12 protein-coding genes are annotated in these 15,561 nt (G+C 61.4%); 5 read left to right on the forward strand and 7 right to left on the reverse strand.

Going from position 1 to position 15,561, the window contains the following annotated elements; translation table 11 throughout:
- Window positions 1–198 precede the first annotated feature (198 nt).
- The 4 genes from J1G18_RS00130 to J1G18_RS00145 all read right to left on the reverse strand — a co-directional run bounded on the left by J1G18_RS00130 (window position 199) and on the right by J1G18_RS00145 (window position 5,877).
- Entirely contained in the window at window positions 199–1,242 is a 1,044-nt protein-coding gene (locus tag J1G18_RS00130) for an ABC transporter substrate-binding protein (RefSeq protein WP_027610727.1), read from the reverse strand.
- 48 nt (window positions 1,243–1,290) lie between these two features.
- On the reverse strand, window positions 1,291–2,415 hold the full coding sequence (locus J1G18_RS00135) for an ABC transporter ATP-binding protein (protein WP_007966453.1): 1,125 nt from the start codon (window positions 2,413–2,415) through the stop codon (window positions 1,291–1,293).
- Window positions 2,416–2,765: 350 nt separating this feature from the next.
- The gene (locus tag J1G18_RS00140) at window positions 2,766–3,395 is read right to left on the reverse strand and encodes a response regulator transcription factor (RefSeq protein WP_223006902.1); all 630 of its coding nucleotides are present in this window, start codon (window positions 3,393–3,395) and stop codon (window positions 2,766–2,768) included.
- An 85-nt stretch (window positions 3,396–3,480) separates the two neighbouring features.
- Window positions 3,481–5,877 (reverse strand): PAS domain S-box protein, encoded by a 2,397-nt coding sequence (locus tag J1G18_RS00145; RefSeq protein ID WP_223006903.1) that lies wholly within the window; start codon window positions 5,875–5,877, stop codon window positions 3,481–3,483.
- Between the two features lie 74 nt (window positions 5,878–5,951).
- Here J1G18_RS00145 and J1G18_RS00150 point away from each other — a divergent pair, with 74 nt between their 5' ends.
- On the forward strand, window positions 5,952–6,941 hold the full coding sequence (locus J1G18_RS00150) for an alpha/beta hydrolase family protein (protein WP_223006904.1): 990 nt from the start codon (window positions 5,952–5,954) through the stop codon (window positions 6,939–6,941).
- Window positions 6,942–7,070: 129 nt separating this feature from the next.
- On the opposite strand, the gene J1G18_RS00155 is transcribed toward J1G18_RS00150, so the two are convergent.
- The 3 genes from J1G18_RS00155 to J1G18_RS00165 are packed head-to-tail and all read right to left on the reverse strand — an operon-like array spanning window position 7,071 to window position 9,527.
- Entirely contained in the window at window positions 7,071–7,838 is a 768-nt protein-coding gene (locus tag J1G18_RS00155; protein WP_223006905.1) for a TerB family tellurite resistance protein, read from the reverse strand.
- A 1-nt stretch (window position 7,839) separates the two neighbouring features.
- Window positions 7,840–8,511 carry an N-acetylmuramate alpha-1-phosphate uridylyltransferase MurU gene (gene murU / locus J1G18_RS00160; protein ID WP_027610723.1) on the reverse strand — a complete coding sequence of 224 codons (672 nt, stop codon included), beginning with the start codon at window positions 8,509–8,511 and terminating at the stop codon, window positions 7,840–7,842.
- A complete protein-coding gene (locus J1G18_RS00165; protein WP_223006906.1) occupies window positions 8,508–9,527 on the reverse strand; it encodes an aminoglycoside phosphotransferase family protein in 1,020 nt (339 codons plus the stop codon). The genes murU and J1G18_RS00165 overlap by 4 nt, the downstream gene beginning before the upstream one ends.
- Window positions 9,528–9,657: 130 nt before the next feature.
- Here J1G18_RS00165 and J1G18_RS00170 point away from each other — a divergent pair, with 130 nt between their 5' ends.
- From J1G18_RS00170 to rsmA, 4 genes are read left to right on the forward strand one after another with little or no spacing between them, the layout of a single operon-like run.
- A complete protein-coding gene (locus J1G18_RS00170; RefSeq protein WP_223006907.1) occupies window positions 9,658–12,456 on the forward strand; it encodes an LPS-assembly protein LptD in 2,799 nt (932 codons plus the stop codon).
- Window positions 12,437–13,753 carry a peptidylprolyl isomerase gene (locus J1G18_RS00175; RefSeq protein ID WP_134787469.1) on the forward strand — a complete coding sequence of 439 codons (1,317 nt, stop codon included), beginning with the start codon at window positions 12,437–12,439 and terminating at the stop codon, window positions 13,751–13,753. Before J1G18_RS00170 ends, J1G18_RS00175 begins: the two co-directional genes overlap by 20 nt.
- Entirely contained in the window at window positions 13,750–14,739 is a 990-nt protein-coding gene (pdxA, locus tag J1G18_RS00180; RefSeq protein WP_223006908.1) for a 4-hydroxythreonine-4-phosphate dehydrogenase PdxA, read from the forward strand. Before J1G18_RS00175 ends, pdxA begins: the two co-directional genes overlap by 4 nt.
- Window positions 14,736–15,554, forward strand: a complete 819-nt coding sequence (rsmA, locus tag J1G18_RS00185) for a 16S rRNA (adenine(1518)-N(6)/adenine(1519)-N(6))-dimethyltransferase RsmA (RefSeq protein ID WP_027610718.1) — start codon at window positions 14,736–14,738, stop codon at window positions 15,552–15,554. Before pdxA ends, rsmA begins: the two co-directional genes overlap by 4 nt.
- The last annotated feature ends 7 nt before the right edge of the window (window positions 15,555–15,561 follow it).

A 15,561-nucleotide genomic window follows, 5' to 3' on the forward strand; every position in this document is an offset into this window, starting at 1 on the left:
ACACCACAGGTCTCAGAGGAGTTTTTGTGGCGAGGGGATTTATCCCCGATCGGCTGCGCAGCAGTCGTAAAACCTGAGAATCCGGTTTATCTGACACACCGAGCGGGTATGGCTTCGGGGGCTGCTTCGCAACCCATCGGGGATAAATCCCCTCACCACACAAGCTCCTTCGCCACAAAGTCTTCCTTCAGACTGTGGTTATTTCGCAGCCCAGGAATTGAAGCGCTGCTCCAGTTGCTCGCCGTTATCAGCCCAGAAGCTGACGTCGATCTGCACCTGGTTGGCGATGTTTTCCGGAGTGGTCGGCATGTCTTTCAGCACGTCCTTGCTCAGCAGCGGTACGGCTTGGGTGTTGGCCGGGCCGTAGGCGATGTTTTCCGAGTAGGTCTTCTGTTGCTGCGGCTGAACCGAGTAGGCGATGAATTTCTTCGCCGCTTCGGCGCGCTTGGCGTCCAGACCTTTCGGGATGGCCCACGCATCGAAGTCGTAGATGCCGCCATTCCACACCACTTTCAGGTTGGATTCTTTCTGCACGGCGGCGATGCGACCGTTGTAGGCCGAGCTCATGACCACGTCACCGGAAGCAAGGTATTGCGGTGGTTGCGCGCCGGCTTCCCACCACTGAATGCTCGGCTTGAGTTCATCGAGTTTCTTGAACGCGCGATCCTGTCCTCCCTTGCTCGCCAGCTCTTTATAAACGTCCTTCGGTGCAACACCGTCGGCCATCAGCGCGAATTCCAGGGTGTACTTGGCGCCTTTGCGCAGGCCACGCTTGCCCGGGAATTTCTTGGTGTCCCAGAAATCGGCCCAACTGGTTGGCGCGGTTTTCAGCTTGTCGGCGTTGTACGCGAGCACGGTCGACCAGACGAAGAAGCCCACGCCGCACGGCTGAATCGCACCTTTGACGTAGTCTTCAGTCTTGCCGAACAGCGCCGGGTCGAGCTGTTCGAACATGTCTTCATCGCAACCACGGGACAGCTCTGGCGATTCAACTTCCACCAGATCCCACGACACGCTCTTGGTGTCGACCATGGCTTTGACCTTGGCCATTTCGCCGTTGTACTCGCCGGCAACGATCTTGCCGTTGCCCGCCGCTTCCCACGGTGCGTAGAAGGCTTTGACTTGCGCCGCCTTGTTCGCCCCGCCAAACGACACCACAGTCAGATCGGGACCGGCGGCCATAGCGCTGGCCGCACCCATCAGGCCCAGGGTCAGGGCGGTGAACTTCAGGGATCTCAACATTTATTGTTCTCTCCACGTGCAGGGTTGGTGTTGGTATTGCCGGGGCGCTTAGTGCGCCTCTAGAAGAGGATCGAGTGCGCGAACGTGCTCGACCTGCCAGCCAAGCGGTACCACGTCGCCGACCGCGAGCGCTGGATCGAGCTCGGCAATCGGCTGTTTCACGAAGAAGTCGGTCTTGCCGCAGACTTCCAGGCGCACCCGGACGTGGTCGCCCAGATAGATGAATTCCGCCACCCTCCCTGAGAAGCGGTTGACGCATTGGTCGCTCGAACCGTTGAGGCTCACGCGCTCCGGGCGAATCGACAGAGTCACGGGTTCGCCGGTCTGGCCGACGTTGACCGCCAGCGCCTCGACCTTCTCGCCGCGACCCAACTCGACCACGCAACGCTCGCCGCTCTGGCTGAGCAGTCGGCCATTGAGGCGGTTGTTCTCGCCGATGAAGTTGGCGACGAAGGTGTTTTTCGGTTCTTCGTAAAGCGTGCGCGGCGGGGCGATCTGCTGGATCTCGCCCTGATGAAACACGGCGACGCGGTCGGACATGGTCAGCGCTTCACCCTGGTCGTGGGTCACGTAGACCACGGTCACGCCGAGGCGCTGGTGCAGGTGCTTGATCTCCATCTGCATGTGTTCGCGCAGTTGCTTGTCGAGTGCGCCCAGCGGTTCGTCCATCAGCACCAGTTGCGGTTCGAACACCAGCGCCCGCGCCAGCGCCACACGCTGCTGCTGACCGCCGGAGAGTTGTGCCGGATAGCGCGAAGCGAACGCGTCAAGCTGGACCATGCTCAGGACCTTCTTGACCTTGTCGCTGACGTCGCTCTTGTTCAGGCCACGTACGGTCAGCGGAAAGGCCAGGTTCTCGGCCACGGTCATGTGCGGGAACAGCGCGTAGTTCTGGAACACCATGCCGATGTCACGCTTGTGCGGCGGCACGTTGTTGATTGCACGGCCGGCCAAGAGGATTTCGCCAGCGGTCGGGGTTTCGAACCCGGCGAGCATCATCAGGCTGGTGGTCTTGCCCGAGCCGGACGGTCCGAGCAGAGTCAGGAACTCGCCTTTGCGAATGTCCAGGTTGAGGTCTTTGACGATCAGGTTCTCGCCGTCGTAGCTCTTCTGCACTCCACGAAAGCTGACCAGCACGTCACTGGCCCCTGCGTTTGAATCGACCTGGCTCATACCCACACCTTTGTTATTGGTAACTGCTGTGGATTAAGCCTAGTGGCTGGCGCCAGCCACGCAAATCGGGGCGCAGGAGAGAATCGCCTCAGCCGGATGGAAGGTTGGGGGTAGGGATTGCCCTACAAGGATGGCGCGTTTTGGCAAACGCAGCGGCAAGCGATGAGCTGCAAGCTGCAAGAACAGGCAAAAGCGCCTGTCGCTAATGGATATGCCCGCAATGGCAGGCCAGATGGAGATTCCCTGTGGGAGCGGGCTTGCTCGCGAATGCGGTGTGTCAGTCAATGAATGATTGGATGACCCACCGCATTCGCGAGCAAGCCCGCTCCCACATTAGAAATACGGTGTTCTCAGAGGAGTTTGTGCTCCATCGCGTATTTGACCAGCTCGGCCAGCGAGGTGATGTTGAGCTTCTGCATCAGTCGCGCCTTGTGGGTGCTGATGGTCTTGCTGCTCAGCGCCAGTTGCTGGGCGATGTCGTTGACGTTGGCGCCCTGGGCCAGGCGTTCGAACACCGAGAACTCACGCTCGGACAGCAGCGAATGCAATGGACGCGCGTCGGTCAGACCGACTTCGAAGACCATGCGGTCGGCCAGTTCCGGGTCGATGTAGCGCCCGCCGGCCGCCACCTTGCGAATCGCCGTCAGCAGCAATGCCGGATCGCTGTCCTTGGTCGCATAGCCCGCGGCGCCGACCTTGAGCGCACGGGCGGCCATTTGCGCCTCATCGTGCATCGACAGCACCAGAATCGCCGGCGGATTGTTCAGCGCGCGAATCCGTGGGATCGCCTCCAGCCCATTGACGCCAGGCATCGAGATGTCCAGCAACACCACTTCACACGGCACGCTGCGCAAGGTTTCGAGCAACTGCTCGCCATTGCTCGCCTCCCCCACCACTTGCAGATCCTTGGCCAGGCCGATCAATTGCTTGATGCCTTCACGGACGATGGTGTGGTCTTCGGCTACCAGTACACGGATCAAATTTTTTCTCCAGATTTCAGGTACACACCAAACCCTGTGGGAGCGAGCCTGCTCGCGATAGCGTCAGCGCAAACACCACAAACCTTCAAACCTCATTCACCGGCACCCACACATGCAGACTGGTGCCCTCCCCCGGCTCACTCTCCAGTACCAGCCGCCCGCCCATGATCAACACCCGCTCGCGCATACCGACCAAACCAAAGGACGTCGGCCGATCCGCCGCAGCGACAAAGCCTACGCCATCATCGCTGACCGTCAGGCACAACTCGTCGCCTTCCAGCGCCAGCGTCAGCTCCACAGTATGCGCCTGAGCATGGCGCATCACATTGGTCAGCGCCTCCTGCAGGATGCGGAACAGGCCAATCGCCTTGGCATCGCTGAGCGCCGGCAGATTGTCCGGCACCTGCACCAGACACGGAATTTGCGTGCGCGCCTCGAAGCGTCGCGCCTGCCACTCGATCGCTGAAGCAATCCCGGCATCGAGAATCGGCGGGCGCAACGCCGTCGCCACATCGCGCACCAACTGGAACAACTGGGCGATCAGGCGCTTCATGCTGTTCAAGCGCTCGTGCAGCCCCGGGTCGAGTTGTGCATAGGCCAGTTCGCACATCGAGGTTTCCAGCTTCAGCACCGTGAGCATCTGCCCCAGCTCATCGTGCACTTCCCGGGCAATGCGCGCTTTCTCTTCTTCGCGCACGCTTTCCAGGTGCGCCGACAATTCGCGCAGTTGCTCGCGGGAGGCGGCCAGCTCCAGCTCGATACGTTTGCTTTCGCTGATGTCCCAGACGATGCCGTCCCAGACATAAGCGCCATCCTCCAGTTGGCGGGTGATCGCCTTGATCTCGGCCCAGCGCTGTTCGCCCTGGCGAGTGAGGATGCGGCCCTGCCACGACCAGTCACTGTCAGTGTCCAGCGCTTGATCCTGGGTCTGGTGGTAACTGGCCTTGTCATCCGGGTGCACCAGACTGCGCAAGCCCATGTCGCGGTGGGCGATGGCGGCCGGCGCGTAGCCGACCAGACTCTCGCTGCCCTCGCTGATGTAGGCGAAATCGATCTGACCGGTCACCGGCGCCCGCTCCAGGCGGAACACCAGCCCCGGAACGTTGGCGGCGATGCCCTGCAGGCGCGCTTCACTTTCCTGCAACGCGGCCAGGGCGCGGCGGCGCTCGGTGACGTCGGTGAGATAAACCACCAGATACTCGCTGTCGCGAAAACGCAGAAAACTCAGCGAGACGTCCGCCGGCAGGATGCTGCCATCAGCGCGCACGCAACTGGTTTCAAAGCTCAGCGGCCCTTCCTCACTGGCCCGCGCGCGTTTCCACAGGTTGAGCCAGCGATCCATGTGCAGGCCGGGTTCGAAGTCGATCAGCGGCCGTTCGATCAGCGCGCCCTGTGGATAACCGAGCATGTGTTCCGCCGCCCGGTTGGCGTAGCGCACATGGCTATCCCAGTTGACCCAGAGAATGCCGACGGTGCTTTGATCGATGGAAAACTGGGTCAGGCGCAAGGCTTCTTCGCTGGCCGCGCGCAGGGCGATGTCTTCACGTGCAGCCAGCAGACGCTGTTCGAGGCTGTGTTGCTGGCGTCGTTGCCAGACCACGATGGCCAGGCAACTGAGCAGCAACACCGCGAACAGCAGGCTGAGGTTCTGCCAAAACCCCGGCGATTCCGTCAGCCGTGGGTACTTGGGTTGCAGCCATTGGTTGTGCAGGCGCTCCAGATCCTTGGCCGGGATCGCTCGCAAGGCGCTTTCGATGATCCCGGCCAATTGCGGCCAGTCGCGCCGCGTGGCAACCCGCAACAGCTGCGGCAAGCCGATATCGCCGACCACGACCAGCCCGGCGAACTCAGGTTCGGCGGACAACCGCCCGAGTTGCGCTTCATCTATCACGGCGTAGGACGCTTGTTGAGTCAACAACAGTTGCAGCGCCTGCCGCTCCAGCGGCACGCCTTGCAGATTCAGATGGGGATAGGTGCTGCGCAAATAGTCGGCCGTGACGCTAGGCATGCGCACCGCGACGCGGGACAGGCTGTCGAGCTTTTCCAGCTCGACCACGCCGCCGCTCTTCTGGTCGCTGACCACCAGTTGCGGCACACGCATGTAAGGATCGGAAAACAGCCACAGGCGCAGCGCACCCGGGGTCTGGGTCAGGCCCGGGGCGATGTCGATTTCGCCTTCGCGGGCGGCGTCTTCCAGTTGCGCCAGGTCCTGAAAATTGCGCCAGCTCAGCTCGACGTTCAGCGTCTTGGCCAGCGCCTTCATCAATTCGACATTAGCCCCGGACAGTCGCTGCAAGCGCCGGTCGTATTGCGCGTACGGCGCCTGCAATACCAAGCCAACACGCAGCTCACGGTGCTGCGCCAGCCATTGCTGCTCGCCGGGCGTCAACAGCGCTGCATGCGCCGCCGGCGCAGACGCCGCCCAGCCCATCAAGGGAAAACACAACCAGCCGATAACCCACAGGCAGCAAAAACGCATCATTGAAGTCTCTTACACTGACAAATTCTGACCAACCCATTAGGCTGCCGGGATACTTTTCTGGCCTGGAATAACCGATGCCCTCTGTCTACCGCCTGGCAATGCCAGCATTGTGCCTGTCGCTGATCCTGCCTTGTGCGTTTTCCGTCGAGGCCGCCGATCCGGCACCCGCCTCCACCGCCGAGCAACCGGCCGCCGAAAAACCGGCCGAACGCCAGCCACTGCTTGAGCGTAGTCAGGAAGAAGCCGCAGCACTCGAACGCAAAGTCCCGGCACAAGAACAGCAGCAATTGCAGGCCGGCGCCGATACTTTCCTCGCCCTGTGGAAACCGGCCAACACTGCCGAGCCCAAAGGTGCGGTGATTATCGTCCCCGGCGCCGGCGAAACCGCTGACTGGCCGCAAGTGATCGGCCCACTGCGCAGCAAATTGCCCGATGTCGAGTGGAGCAGCCTGAGTATCACCCTGCCGGATCTGCAAAGCGATGTCATTGCACCGCGGGTGATTGCGCCCGCCGCCGCGCCGAAAGCCCCGGAAAGTGGCAGCAAGGATTCCACCACTGCGCAACCGATCGAACAGGCGGCGGGCGGTGAAGCGGAAGTGGCGGATCAGGTGGTCGCCGAAACAACTGAAGAACAATCCAAGGCGGATGCCGAGCGGATCTTTGCGCGGATCGATGCGGCGATCGCCTACGCCGAGCAGCAAAGCGCACGCCGGGTCGTGGTCCTCGGTCACGGCACGGGCGCGTACTGGGCAGCGCGCTTTCTCAGCGAGCGGCAGAGTTCCCAGGTCGAGAAACTGGTGATGGTCGATGCGCAAACGCCGAGCAAGGCCAAGCCACAATTGGCCGAGCTGACACCGACCCTGAAGTTGCCGACCGCCGACATTTTCTACATGGACAAGGCGCTGGATCGCAACGCGGCGCTCGAGCGCATGCAGGCCAGCAAGCGCCTGAAGACTTCTACCTTCAGCCAGGTGGCGCTCAAGGCGTTGCCGGATAAAAAGGCTGAGCAGGAACAAATATTCCGGCGGGTGCGTGGCTGGTTGAATCCGCAGAAGACTGACTGATAGATCGAGTGGCCCCATTCGCGAGCAAGCCCGCTCCCACCCTGATCGCATTCCTTCAGCTGGAGTGCGATCAATGTGGGAGCGGGCTTGCTCGCGAAGAGGCCCTCATCAACAACTCACCTCTAACGATCAGCGAAAATCCCGCCGCGCCCGAATCAGGGTAAACGCGTTGTGCAGCTCGCGGGTTTTCTCGGTCGCTTCACGCACCTGCTCCGGCGTTGCGCCGCTGCCGGCGATCTTGTCCGGGTGATGACGGCTGAGCAGCCGGCGATAGGCACGCTTGATCTGCGCCGGCTCGCTGGTCGCCGACACCCCGAGCAGGCGCATCGCTTCCTGATAACTCACCGCGGCACTGACAATCGGCCGTTTATTGGGCTCGTAATCATTGGCCAGCGCCTGAATCTGGTGGGGTGTCCAACCCAGCCACTTGCCCCACTGCGCCAACAATTCACGCTCACTGACGCCCGCACGACCGTCGGCCCAGACCATCCGCCAGCAGGCGCGCAACACGCCCTCGGCGGCATGCGGCTGAGCACTCAGGCGGCGCAGATAACCGCGCAGGCGGTCGCCGCCGGACTTGCCGCGATTGAACGCAGCAATCGCCCGCCGCCGCGCCGGCTCGCTCATTTCCAGGGCGTTCATTTCATGGCGCGCCTGCTGGATATGACCGTCCGTCACTCGCCCGTCACTTTTGGCCAGACGCCCGAGCAACACGAACAGCAATTCGTCGTTGCGCAACATCGGCCGTCCGCCGAGTTTTTCCCGCAAGTGCCCCCAGCTTTGCAGGTGCAGGCGCCGATCCAACGCCTGTCCCAACAATGCCCCAAGCATGGCCCCCGGAATGCTGGCGATCGCAAAACCCGCTCCGGCTCCAATCAGAGTCCCTGGCCACAACATATCAACGACTCGCTTCTATCAATGCTTCAGCTTCGGCCAGACGCTCATGCGTACCGACATCCACCCAGTGACCTTTCAGACGCTCACCGCTGACCTGTCCGTCAGCCATGGCTTTGCGCAGCAGTGGTGCGAGCTTGAATGCGCCGTCCGCGCAGCCATCGAACAACTGCGGATGGAGCACGGCGATGCCGCTGTAGGTCAGGGTTTGCGCGCCTTGCTGGCCATCCTGTACCCGGCCGTCAGTCAGGGTGAAATCGCCCGTCGGATGATGAGCCGGGTTGTCCGCCAGTACGAGATGCGCCAGACCGTTGATCGGTTGATGCAGCACGCTGAAGTCGTAATCGGTCCAGATATCGCCGTTGACCACCAGGAACGCATCGTCACCGAGTAACGGCAAGGCGCGGAAAATGCCGCCGCCGGTTTCCAGCGGCTCACCTTCCGGCGAGTACTGGATGCTCACACCGAACTGCGAACCGTCGCCCAGGTAATCTTCGATCTGCTGACCGAGCCAGGCATGGTTGATCACGATCTCGCTGAAACCAGCCGCCGCCAGCGCGCGCAGGTGATATTCGATCAACGGCACGCCGCCGGCACGCACCAGCGGCTTGGGGGTGGTCAGGGTCAGCGGGCGCATGCGCTCGCCCTTGCCTGCCGCCAGAATCATCGCCTTCATGCAGTCGCTCCGCCACGCAGACTGGCGAGCAACGCCTGCAGATCCGCCAGTTCAGGACGACGCGCAAGCACCGCTTCTATATAGGCGAAGAAACGCGGCACGTCGGCCAGGTAGCGCGGCTTGCCATCGCGATGGCAGATGCGGGCGAAGATGCCGATGACTTTCAGGTGGCGTTGTACGCCCATCAGGTCGCTGGCACGCAGGAAGTCTTCGAAATCCGCTTGCACCGGGATGTCCAGCGCCGAGGCTTGCTGCCAGTAGCTTTCCAGCCAGCCACGCACGCGCTCTTCAGGCCAACTGAGGAAGGCGTCCTTGAACAGGCAGGTGACGTCGTAGGTGACCGGGCCATAGACCGCATCCTGAAAGTCGAGCACGCCGGGATTCGGCTCGCTGAGCATCAGGTTGCGCGGCATGTAGTCGCGGTGCACCAGCACTTTCGGCTGGGCCAGGGCGCTGTCGATCAGCAGATCGCTGACGGCTTGCCATTGTTGCTGCTGTGCCGCGTCGAACTCGATGCCGAGTTCGCGCTTTACGTACCACTCGGGGAACAGTTCCAGCTCGCGGCGCAGCAGTGCCACGTCGTAACTCGGCAGCGGTGCGACCATCGGCAATTGCTGAAAAGCCAACAGCGCCTGCAGGGCATCGCTGAACAAAGCGTCGGCATTTTCGCTGTCGATTACGTCGAGATAGGTCTTGTTGCCCAGGTCATTGAGCAAAAGAAATCCGCGTTCGAGGTCTTCTGCATAAATTTTCGGCACGTTAATTCCGGATTTCGCCAGCAAAAAGGCGATATCCACGAACGGTTTGCAGTTTTCCTGGGGTGGCGGCGCGTCCATCACGACGAAGCTGCGCCCCTCTCCTTCCCAGCGGAAATAACGGCGGAAACTCGCGTCACTGCTGGCCGCGGTCAACGTAGCCGGGGGCACGGCGCCCCAGCCCTGATCTGCAAACAGGATTGCCAACTGCTCATCGAGCCAAACTTTCAGGTGTTGCAAGCGTACATCTTGGTCAGGCATTGCAAGGGTCTCCGACGGCGCTAGCCGTCAAGCGGGTCATGCTTTATTATCCAGCATCTTTTTCAGACCATCGAGAGGCGTGCGGCCCACACCGCGGGCAGATGGCACGCAGGAAGCCCGGACTAATAAGATGGCATTGAAATCCCCCGCGTTTCGTAAAAAATTTCCGTTGTTGGTAACCGGCAGTCTGCTGGCTATGCAACCTCTGGCCAGTCAATTCGTTGTTGCCGCCGAGCAGTATGACTGCGCCGTCTCGGCAACGGGTGGCTGGGCGTGTGCACCCAAGACGCCGGCAGCTGCATTGCCGCCGCGTCCGGTGCATGACGGCAGCGCTGTCAGCGCCGCCGGCGAAGCCCCGACCCAGAACGGTTCCACATCCGACACCGGCGCCAAGCCTGTGCTGGTCACCGAAGCCAAGGGCCGCGGTCTGAAATCCCGTAGCGAAGACTACAGTCACCTCGACTGGGTTCCGCGCGAGAAGCTCACCGCCGCCCAATTGGCCGAGACCGGTCCTTACTGCTCTGGTTCCTATATCGAACCGATTCGTCCTGGCATGAATGACAAGACGAATAAAAGTGACGCACCGACCTTTATCGGCGCCAAAGCCTCGCGCTACAACACCGAAGATCAGGTGGGTACGCTGGCCGGCGACGTGGTCCTGCGTCAGGGCAGCATGCAGGTCGAGTCCGACGAGGCCAGCCTGTACCAGGCCGAGAGCCGCGCCGAACTCAATGGCGACGTACGCATCCGCGACAACGGCGCACTGATCGTCGGCGACCACGCCGATGTACAGCTCGATACCGGTGAAGCCAAGGTCGACAACGCCGAATACGTGATGCACAAATCGCGCATCCGCGGTAACGCGCTGTACGCCAAGCGCGCCGAAAACGCGATCATTCGCTTGAAGGACGGCACGTACACCACGTGCGAACCGAACAGCAACGCCTGGCAGCTCAAGGGCAACAACATCACCCTGAACCCTGCCACCGGCTTCGGTACCGCGACCAACGTGACACTGCGGGTCAAGGACATTCCGATCCTGTACACGCCGTACATCTACTTCCCGATCGACGACCGTCGTCAATCGGGCTTCCTGCCGCCGACCATCGGCACCGGCAGCGATACCGGCTTCATGCTGGTCACTCCGTACTACTTCAACCTGGCGCCGAACTACGATGCCACGTTGTACCCGCGTTACATGAGCAAACGCGGCATGCTGGTCGAAGGCGAGTTCCGTTACCTGACCAAGTCCAGCGAAGGCCAGTTCGGTGCGGCGTATCTGAACGACGAAGATACCGATCGCAGCAAGCAGACCGACTACGAAAAAAATCGCTACATGTACAACTGGCAGCACAAGGGCGGTCTCGACTCCCGTGTGTTGACTCAGGTCGACTACACCAAGATCAGCGATCCGTATTACTTCCAGGACCTGACCACTGATCAGATCGGTGTGAAGAGCCAGGACTTCGTGAATCAGCAAGGTTCGGTGACCTATCGTGGCGACAGCTACACCGCTCGCCTGAATGCGCAGCAGTACCAATTGGCAACCGTTTCGAACATCACGCCTTACGGCCGTCTGCCGCAGATCACCTTCAATGGTCAACTGCCGTATCACCCGGAAGGTTTGAATTTCGATTACGAGACCGAAATTGTTCGGTTCGATCGTGATCTGCAAAACGGCAACTTTACCAATGAAGACGGCACCATCTCGCCTCGCCTGGATACAAACGTTCAGGGCCTGGCGCGCGCCAACGGCGATCGTCTGAACCTGAAGCCGGGCGTCAGCCTGCCGATGAACTGGACCTATGGCTTCCTGAAGCCATCGCTCAAGTACCAGTACACCCAATACCAGCTGGATCTGGACGGCACCGGCAAGTCGCAGATTGCTGCGATGACTGCTGAGCAGCAAAAGCTCAACGGCACCTTCGACAGCAACCAGAACCGTGGCGTACCGATCGCCAGCGTCGACAGCGGCCTGTACTTCGACCGCAACACGTCGTACTTCGGCAAGAACTATCGCCAGACCCTGGAACCGCGTCTGTTCTACCTGTATGTACCCAAGGTTGATCAGGAAGACATTCCGGTATTCGATACCAGTGAATACACCTTCAACTACGCGTCGCTCTTCCGCGATAACCGCTTCTCCGGCTCCGACCGTGTCGGCGACGAGAACAAGCTGTCGCTGGGCGTGACCAGCCGCTGGATCGAAGACAACGGTTTCGAGCGTCAGCGCATCAGCGTAGGCCAGGCTTACTACTTCAAGGATCGTGAAGTACAACTGCCAGGCATCGCGTTCAAGGATCGCAAGGACGCCCAGTCCGACGTATCGCCATACGCGCTGGAATACGAATACCGCTGGAACCGCGATTGGCGCACCACTGCCGACTACAACTGGGATCCGGACAGCCGCAGCCCGCGTTCCGGCAGCGCGATGTTCCATTACCAGCCTGAAGACAACCCGAACAAGGTGGTCAACGTCGGTTATCGCTATCGCAACGACCAGATCCGTTACGACCAGAACACCGGCAAGTGGGCTGTGGGCGGCGGCGACTACGGCACGCCGGGCCAACCTGGCTACGTGAAGGACTACTACAAGATCCAGCAGCATGACTTCTCGGTCATCTGGCCGATCGTTCCGCAGTGGAGCGCGATCAGCCGCTGGCAGTACGACTACAACCGCAACCGTACGCTGGAAGCCTTCGGTGGTTTCGAATACGACAACTGCTGCTGGAAACTGCGCCTGATCAACCGTTACTGGGTTTCCTACGACGAATTCAGTCAGGAAGCTCCGCAAAACGAAAAAGGCGACCACGGCGTCTTCCTCCAAATTGTTCTGAAGGGACTCGGCGGCCTGACTGGCGCCAAGGTAGAGAGCTTCCTCGACAAAGGCATCCAAGGTTATCGTCAACGTGAAGACCAAGCTTTCTGATTCTCTGCGCCCGCTGCTGCTGGGCGCGCTGTTCCTGGGTACTGCGGCCAACGCCGCAGTACAGTCCATCGATAAAGTGGTCGCGATCGTTGATAACGACGTGGTCATGCAGAGCCAACTGGACCAGCGCGTCCACGAAGTTCAGCAGACCATCGCCAAACGTGGCGGCGGCATGCCGCCTCCAGGCGTGCTGGATCAGCAGGTGCTCGAGCGCCTGATCGTCGAAAACCTGCAACTGCAGATCGGCGAGCGTTCCGGCATCCGCATTACCGATGAAGAGCTGAACCAGGCGGTCGGTACGATTGCCCAGCGCAACAACATGACCGTGGATCAATTCCGCGCCGCCCTGGCACACGACGGTTTGTCCTATGACGACGCCCGTGACCAGATCAAGCGCGAGATGATCATCAGCCGTGTGCGTCAGCGTCGTGTGGCAGAGCGCATCCAGGTCTCCGAGCAGGAAGTGAAGAACTTCCTCGCCTCCGACCTGGGCAAGATGCAGCTGTCCGAAGAATTGCACCTGGCCAACATCCTGATCCCGACGCCGGAAAGCGCCAACTCTGATGCGATTCAGAGCGCTTACCGTCAGGCGATGGACGTTTACCAGAAGCTCAAGCAAGGCGCTGACTTCGGTCAGATGGCCGTTGCCAAATCCGGCAGCGACAACGCCCTGGAAGGCGGCGACATGGGCTGGCGTAAAGCTGCGCAACTGCCACCGCCGTTCGATCGTGAGCTGAGCAGCATGGCCGTTGGCGACATCACTCAGCCTGCACGCACCCCGGGTGGTTTCATCATCCTCAAGTTGCTGGCCAAACGTGGTGGCGAAGCGCAGATGCGTGATGAGGTGCATGTGCGCCACATCCTGGTCAAGCCAAGCCCGATCCGTGACGAAGCCAAGACCAAGGCCCTGGTGCAGTCGCTGTACGAGCGCATCCTGGCCGGTGAAGACTTCGCTGAACTGGCGAAGAACTACTCCGAAGACCCGGGTTCGGCACTCAACGGTGGCGACCTGAACTGGATCGACCCGAACGCACTGGTACCGGAATTCCGCGAAGTGATGGCCAAGACCCCACAAGGTCAGCTGTCCAAGCCGTTCCAGACCCAGTACGGCTGGCATGTGCTGGAAGTCCTTGGCCGCCGCGCCACCGACAGCACCGCACAGGCCCGCGAGCAACAGGCGATGACCGTTCTGCGTAACAAAAAGTACGATGAAGAGCTGCAGAACTGGCTGCGTCAGATTCGTGAAGAAGCCTACGTAGAAATCAAACTCCCTGGTGCAGACCAGGCAGCGCAGTGAAACCCAAGCGTTTCGCGCTGACACCCGGCGAACCAGCCGGCATCGGTCCCGACCTGTGCCTGCTGCTCGCCTCGCAAGCCCAGCCACACCCCCTGATTGCCATCACCAGCCGCGACCTGCTCACCGAGCGGGCCGCGCAGCTGGGGCTGGCCGTCACTTTGCTGGAAGTGGCACCCGGTCAATGGCCGGATGCGCCAGCAGCGGCCGGCAGCCTGTACGTCTGGGACACCTCGCTCAGCGCCCCCGTGGTTGCCGGGCAACTGGACCAGGCTAATGCTGCCTTCGTGCTGGAAACCCTGACCCGCGCCGGCAACGGCTGCCTGAACGGCGACTTCGCCGGGATGATCACCGCCCCTGTACACAAGGGCGTGATCAACGAATCCGGCATCCCGTTCTCCGGGCACACAGAGTTCCTCGCCGACCTGACCCACACCGCCCAAGTGGTGATGATGCTCGCTACTCGCGGTTTGCGCGTAGCCCTGGTCACCACTCACCTGCCCCTGCGCGAGATTGCCGATGCAATTACGCCGGAACGGCTGGAACGGGTCACGCGGATTCTGCACGCCGACCTGCAAGACAAATTCGGCATCGCCCGGCCACGCATCCTGGTCTGTGGGCTCAACCCGCACGCCGGTGAAGGCGGACACCTGGGCCATGAAGAAATCGACATCATCGAACCTACCTTAGAGCGCCTGCGCGGCGAGGGCATGGACCTTCGTGGCCCGCTGCCTGCCGACACTCTGTTTACCCCCAAATATCTGGAGCACTGCGACGCAGTGCTGGCGATGTACCACGACCAGGGCCTGCCCGTGCTGAAGTACAAAGGCTTCGGCGCCGCAGTCAACATTACCCTTGGCCTGCCGATCATCCGCACCTCGGTCGATCACGGCACCGCCCTGGATCTGGCCGGCAGCGGCAAGATCGACACCGGCAGCCTGCAGGTCGCCCTGGAAACCGCCTACCAGATGGCCGAGACCCGTTTATGACCGAGCAATACCAACACAAGGCGCGCAAACGCTTTGGCCAGAACTTCCTGCACGATGCCGGCGTCATCGACCGCATCCTGCGCTCCATCAGCGCCAAATCCGGCGACCGCATGCTGGAAATCGGCCCGGGCCAGGGCGCGCTGACCGCTGGCCTGCTCAACTCCGGTGCGCAGCTCGACGTGGTGGAACTGGACAAGGACCTGATCCCGATCCTCAACCAGCAGTTTGCCGGCAAGAGCAACTTCAACCTGCATCAGGGCGATGCGCTGAAGTTCGACTTCAACACCCTCAACGCTGCGCCGAACAGCCTGCGCGTGGTCGGCAACCTGCCGTACAACATCTCCACACCGCTGATTTTCCACCTGCTGAACAACGCCGGCATCATTCGCGACATGCACTTCATGCTGCAGAAGGAAGTGGTCGAGCGCCTGGCCGCAGGCCCGGGTGGCGGCGACTGGGGTCGTCTGTCGATCATGGTTCAGTATCACTGCCGTGTGGAACACCTGTTCAACGTCGGCCCGGGCGCTTTCAACCCGCCGCCAAAGGTCGACTCGGCCATCGTCCGCCTGGTGCCGCATGCGGTACTGCCGCACCCGGCCAAGGATCATCGCCTGCTCGAGCGTGTCGTTCGCGAAGCCTTCAACCAGCGTCGCAAGACCCTGCGCAACACCCTCAAGCAATTGATGACCGCTGCCGAGATCGAAGCCGCCGGTGTCGATGGCAGCCTGCGCCCCGAGCAACTGGACCTGGCCGCATTCGTGCGCCTGGCCGACAAGCTCGCCGAGCAGGTTCCTGCCGCCCCCGCCGCCGACTGACTGGCGA

This window comes from Pseudomonas sp. MIS38 (assembly GCF_019891575.1).
Lineage (GTDB): Bacteria > Pseudomonadota > Gammaproteobacteria > Pseudomonadales > Pseudomonadaceae > Aquipseudomonas > Aquipseudomonas putida_A.

What these genes read in the sequence shown, in the direction of transcription:
- J1G18_RS00130 (WP_027610727.1), bottom strand. Translation starts at nt 1,242, where the DNA reads ATGTTGAGATCCCTGAAGTTCACCGCCCTGACCCTGGGCCTGATGGGT.
- J1G18_RS00135 (WP_007966453.1), bottom strand. Translation starts at nt 2,415, where the DNA reads ATGAGCCAGGTCGATTCAAACGCAGGGGCCAGTGACGTGCTGGTCAGC.
- J1G18_RS00145 (WP_223006903.1), bottom strand. Translation starts at nt 5,877, where the DNA reads ATGATGCGTTTTTGCTGCCTGTGGGTTATCGGCTGGTTGTGTTTTCCC.
- J1G18_RS00150 (WP_223006904.1), top strand. Translation starts at nt 5,952, where the DNA reads ATGCCCTCTGTCTACCGCCTGGCAATGCCAGCATTGTGCCTGTCGCTG.
- J1G18_RS00155 (WP_223006905.1), bottom strand. Translation starts at nt 7,838, where the DNA reads ATGTTGTGGCCAGGGACTCTGATTGGAGCCGGAGCGGGTTTTGCGATC.
- murU (WP_027610723.1), bottom strand. Translation starts at nt 8,511, where the DNA reads ATGAAGGCGATGATTCTGGCGGCAGGCAAGGGCGAGCGCATGCGCCCG.
- J1G18_RS00165 (WP_223006906.1), bottom strand. Translation starts at nt 9,527, where the DNA reads ATGCCTGACCAAGATGTACGCTTGCAACACCTGAAAGTTTGGCTCGAT.
- J1G18_RS00170 (WP_223006907.1), top strand. Translation starts at nt 9,658, where the DNA reads ATGGCATTGAAATCCCCCGCGTTTCGTAAAAAATTTCCGTTGTTGGTA.
- rsmA (WP_027610718.1), top strand. Translation starts at nt 14,736, where the DNA reads ATGACCGAGCAATACCAACACAAGGCGCGCAAACGCTTTGGCCAGAAC.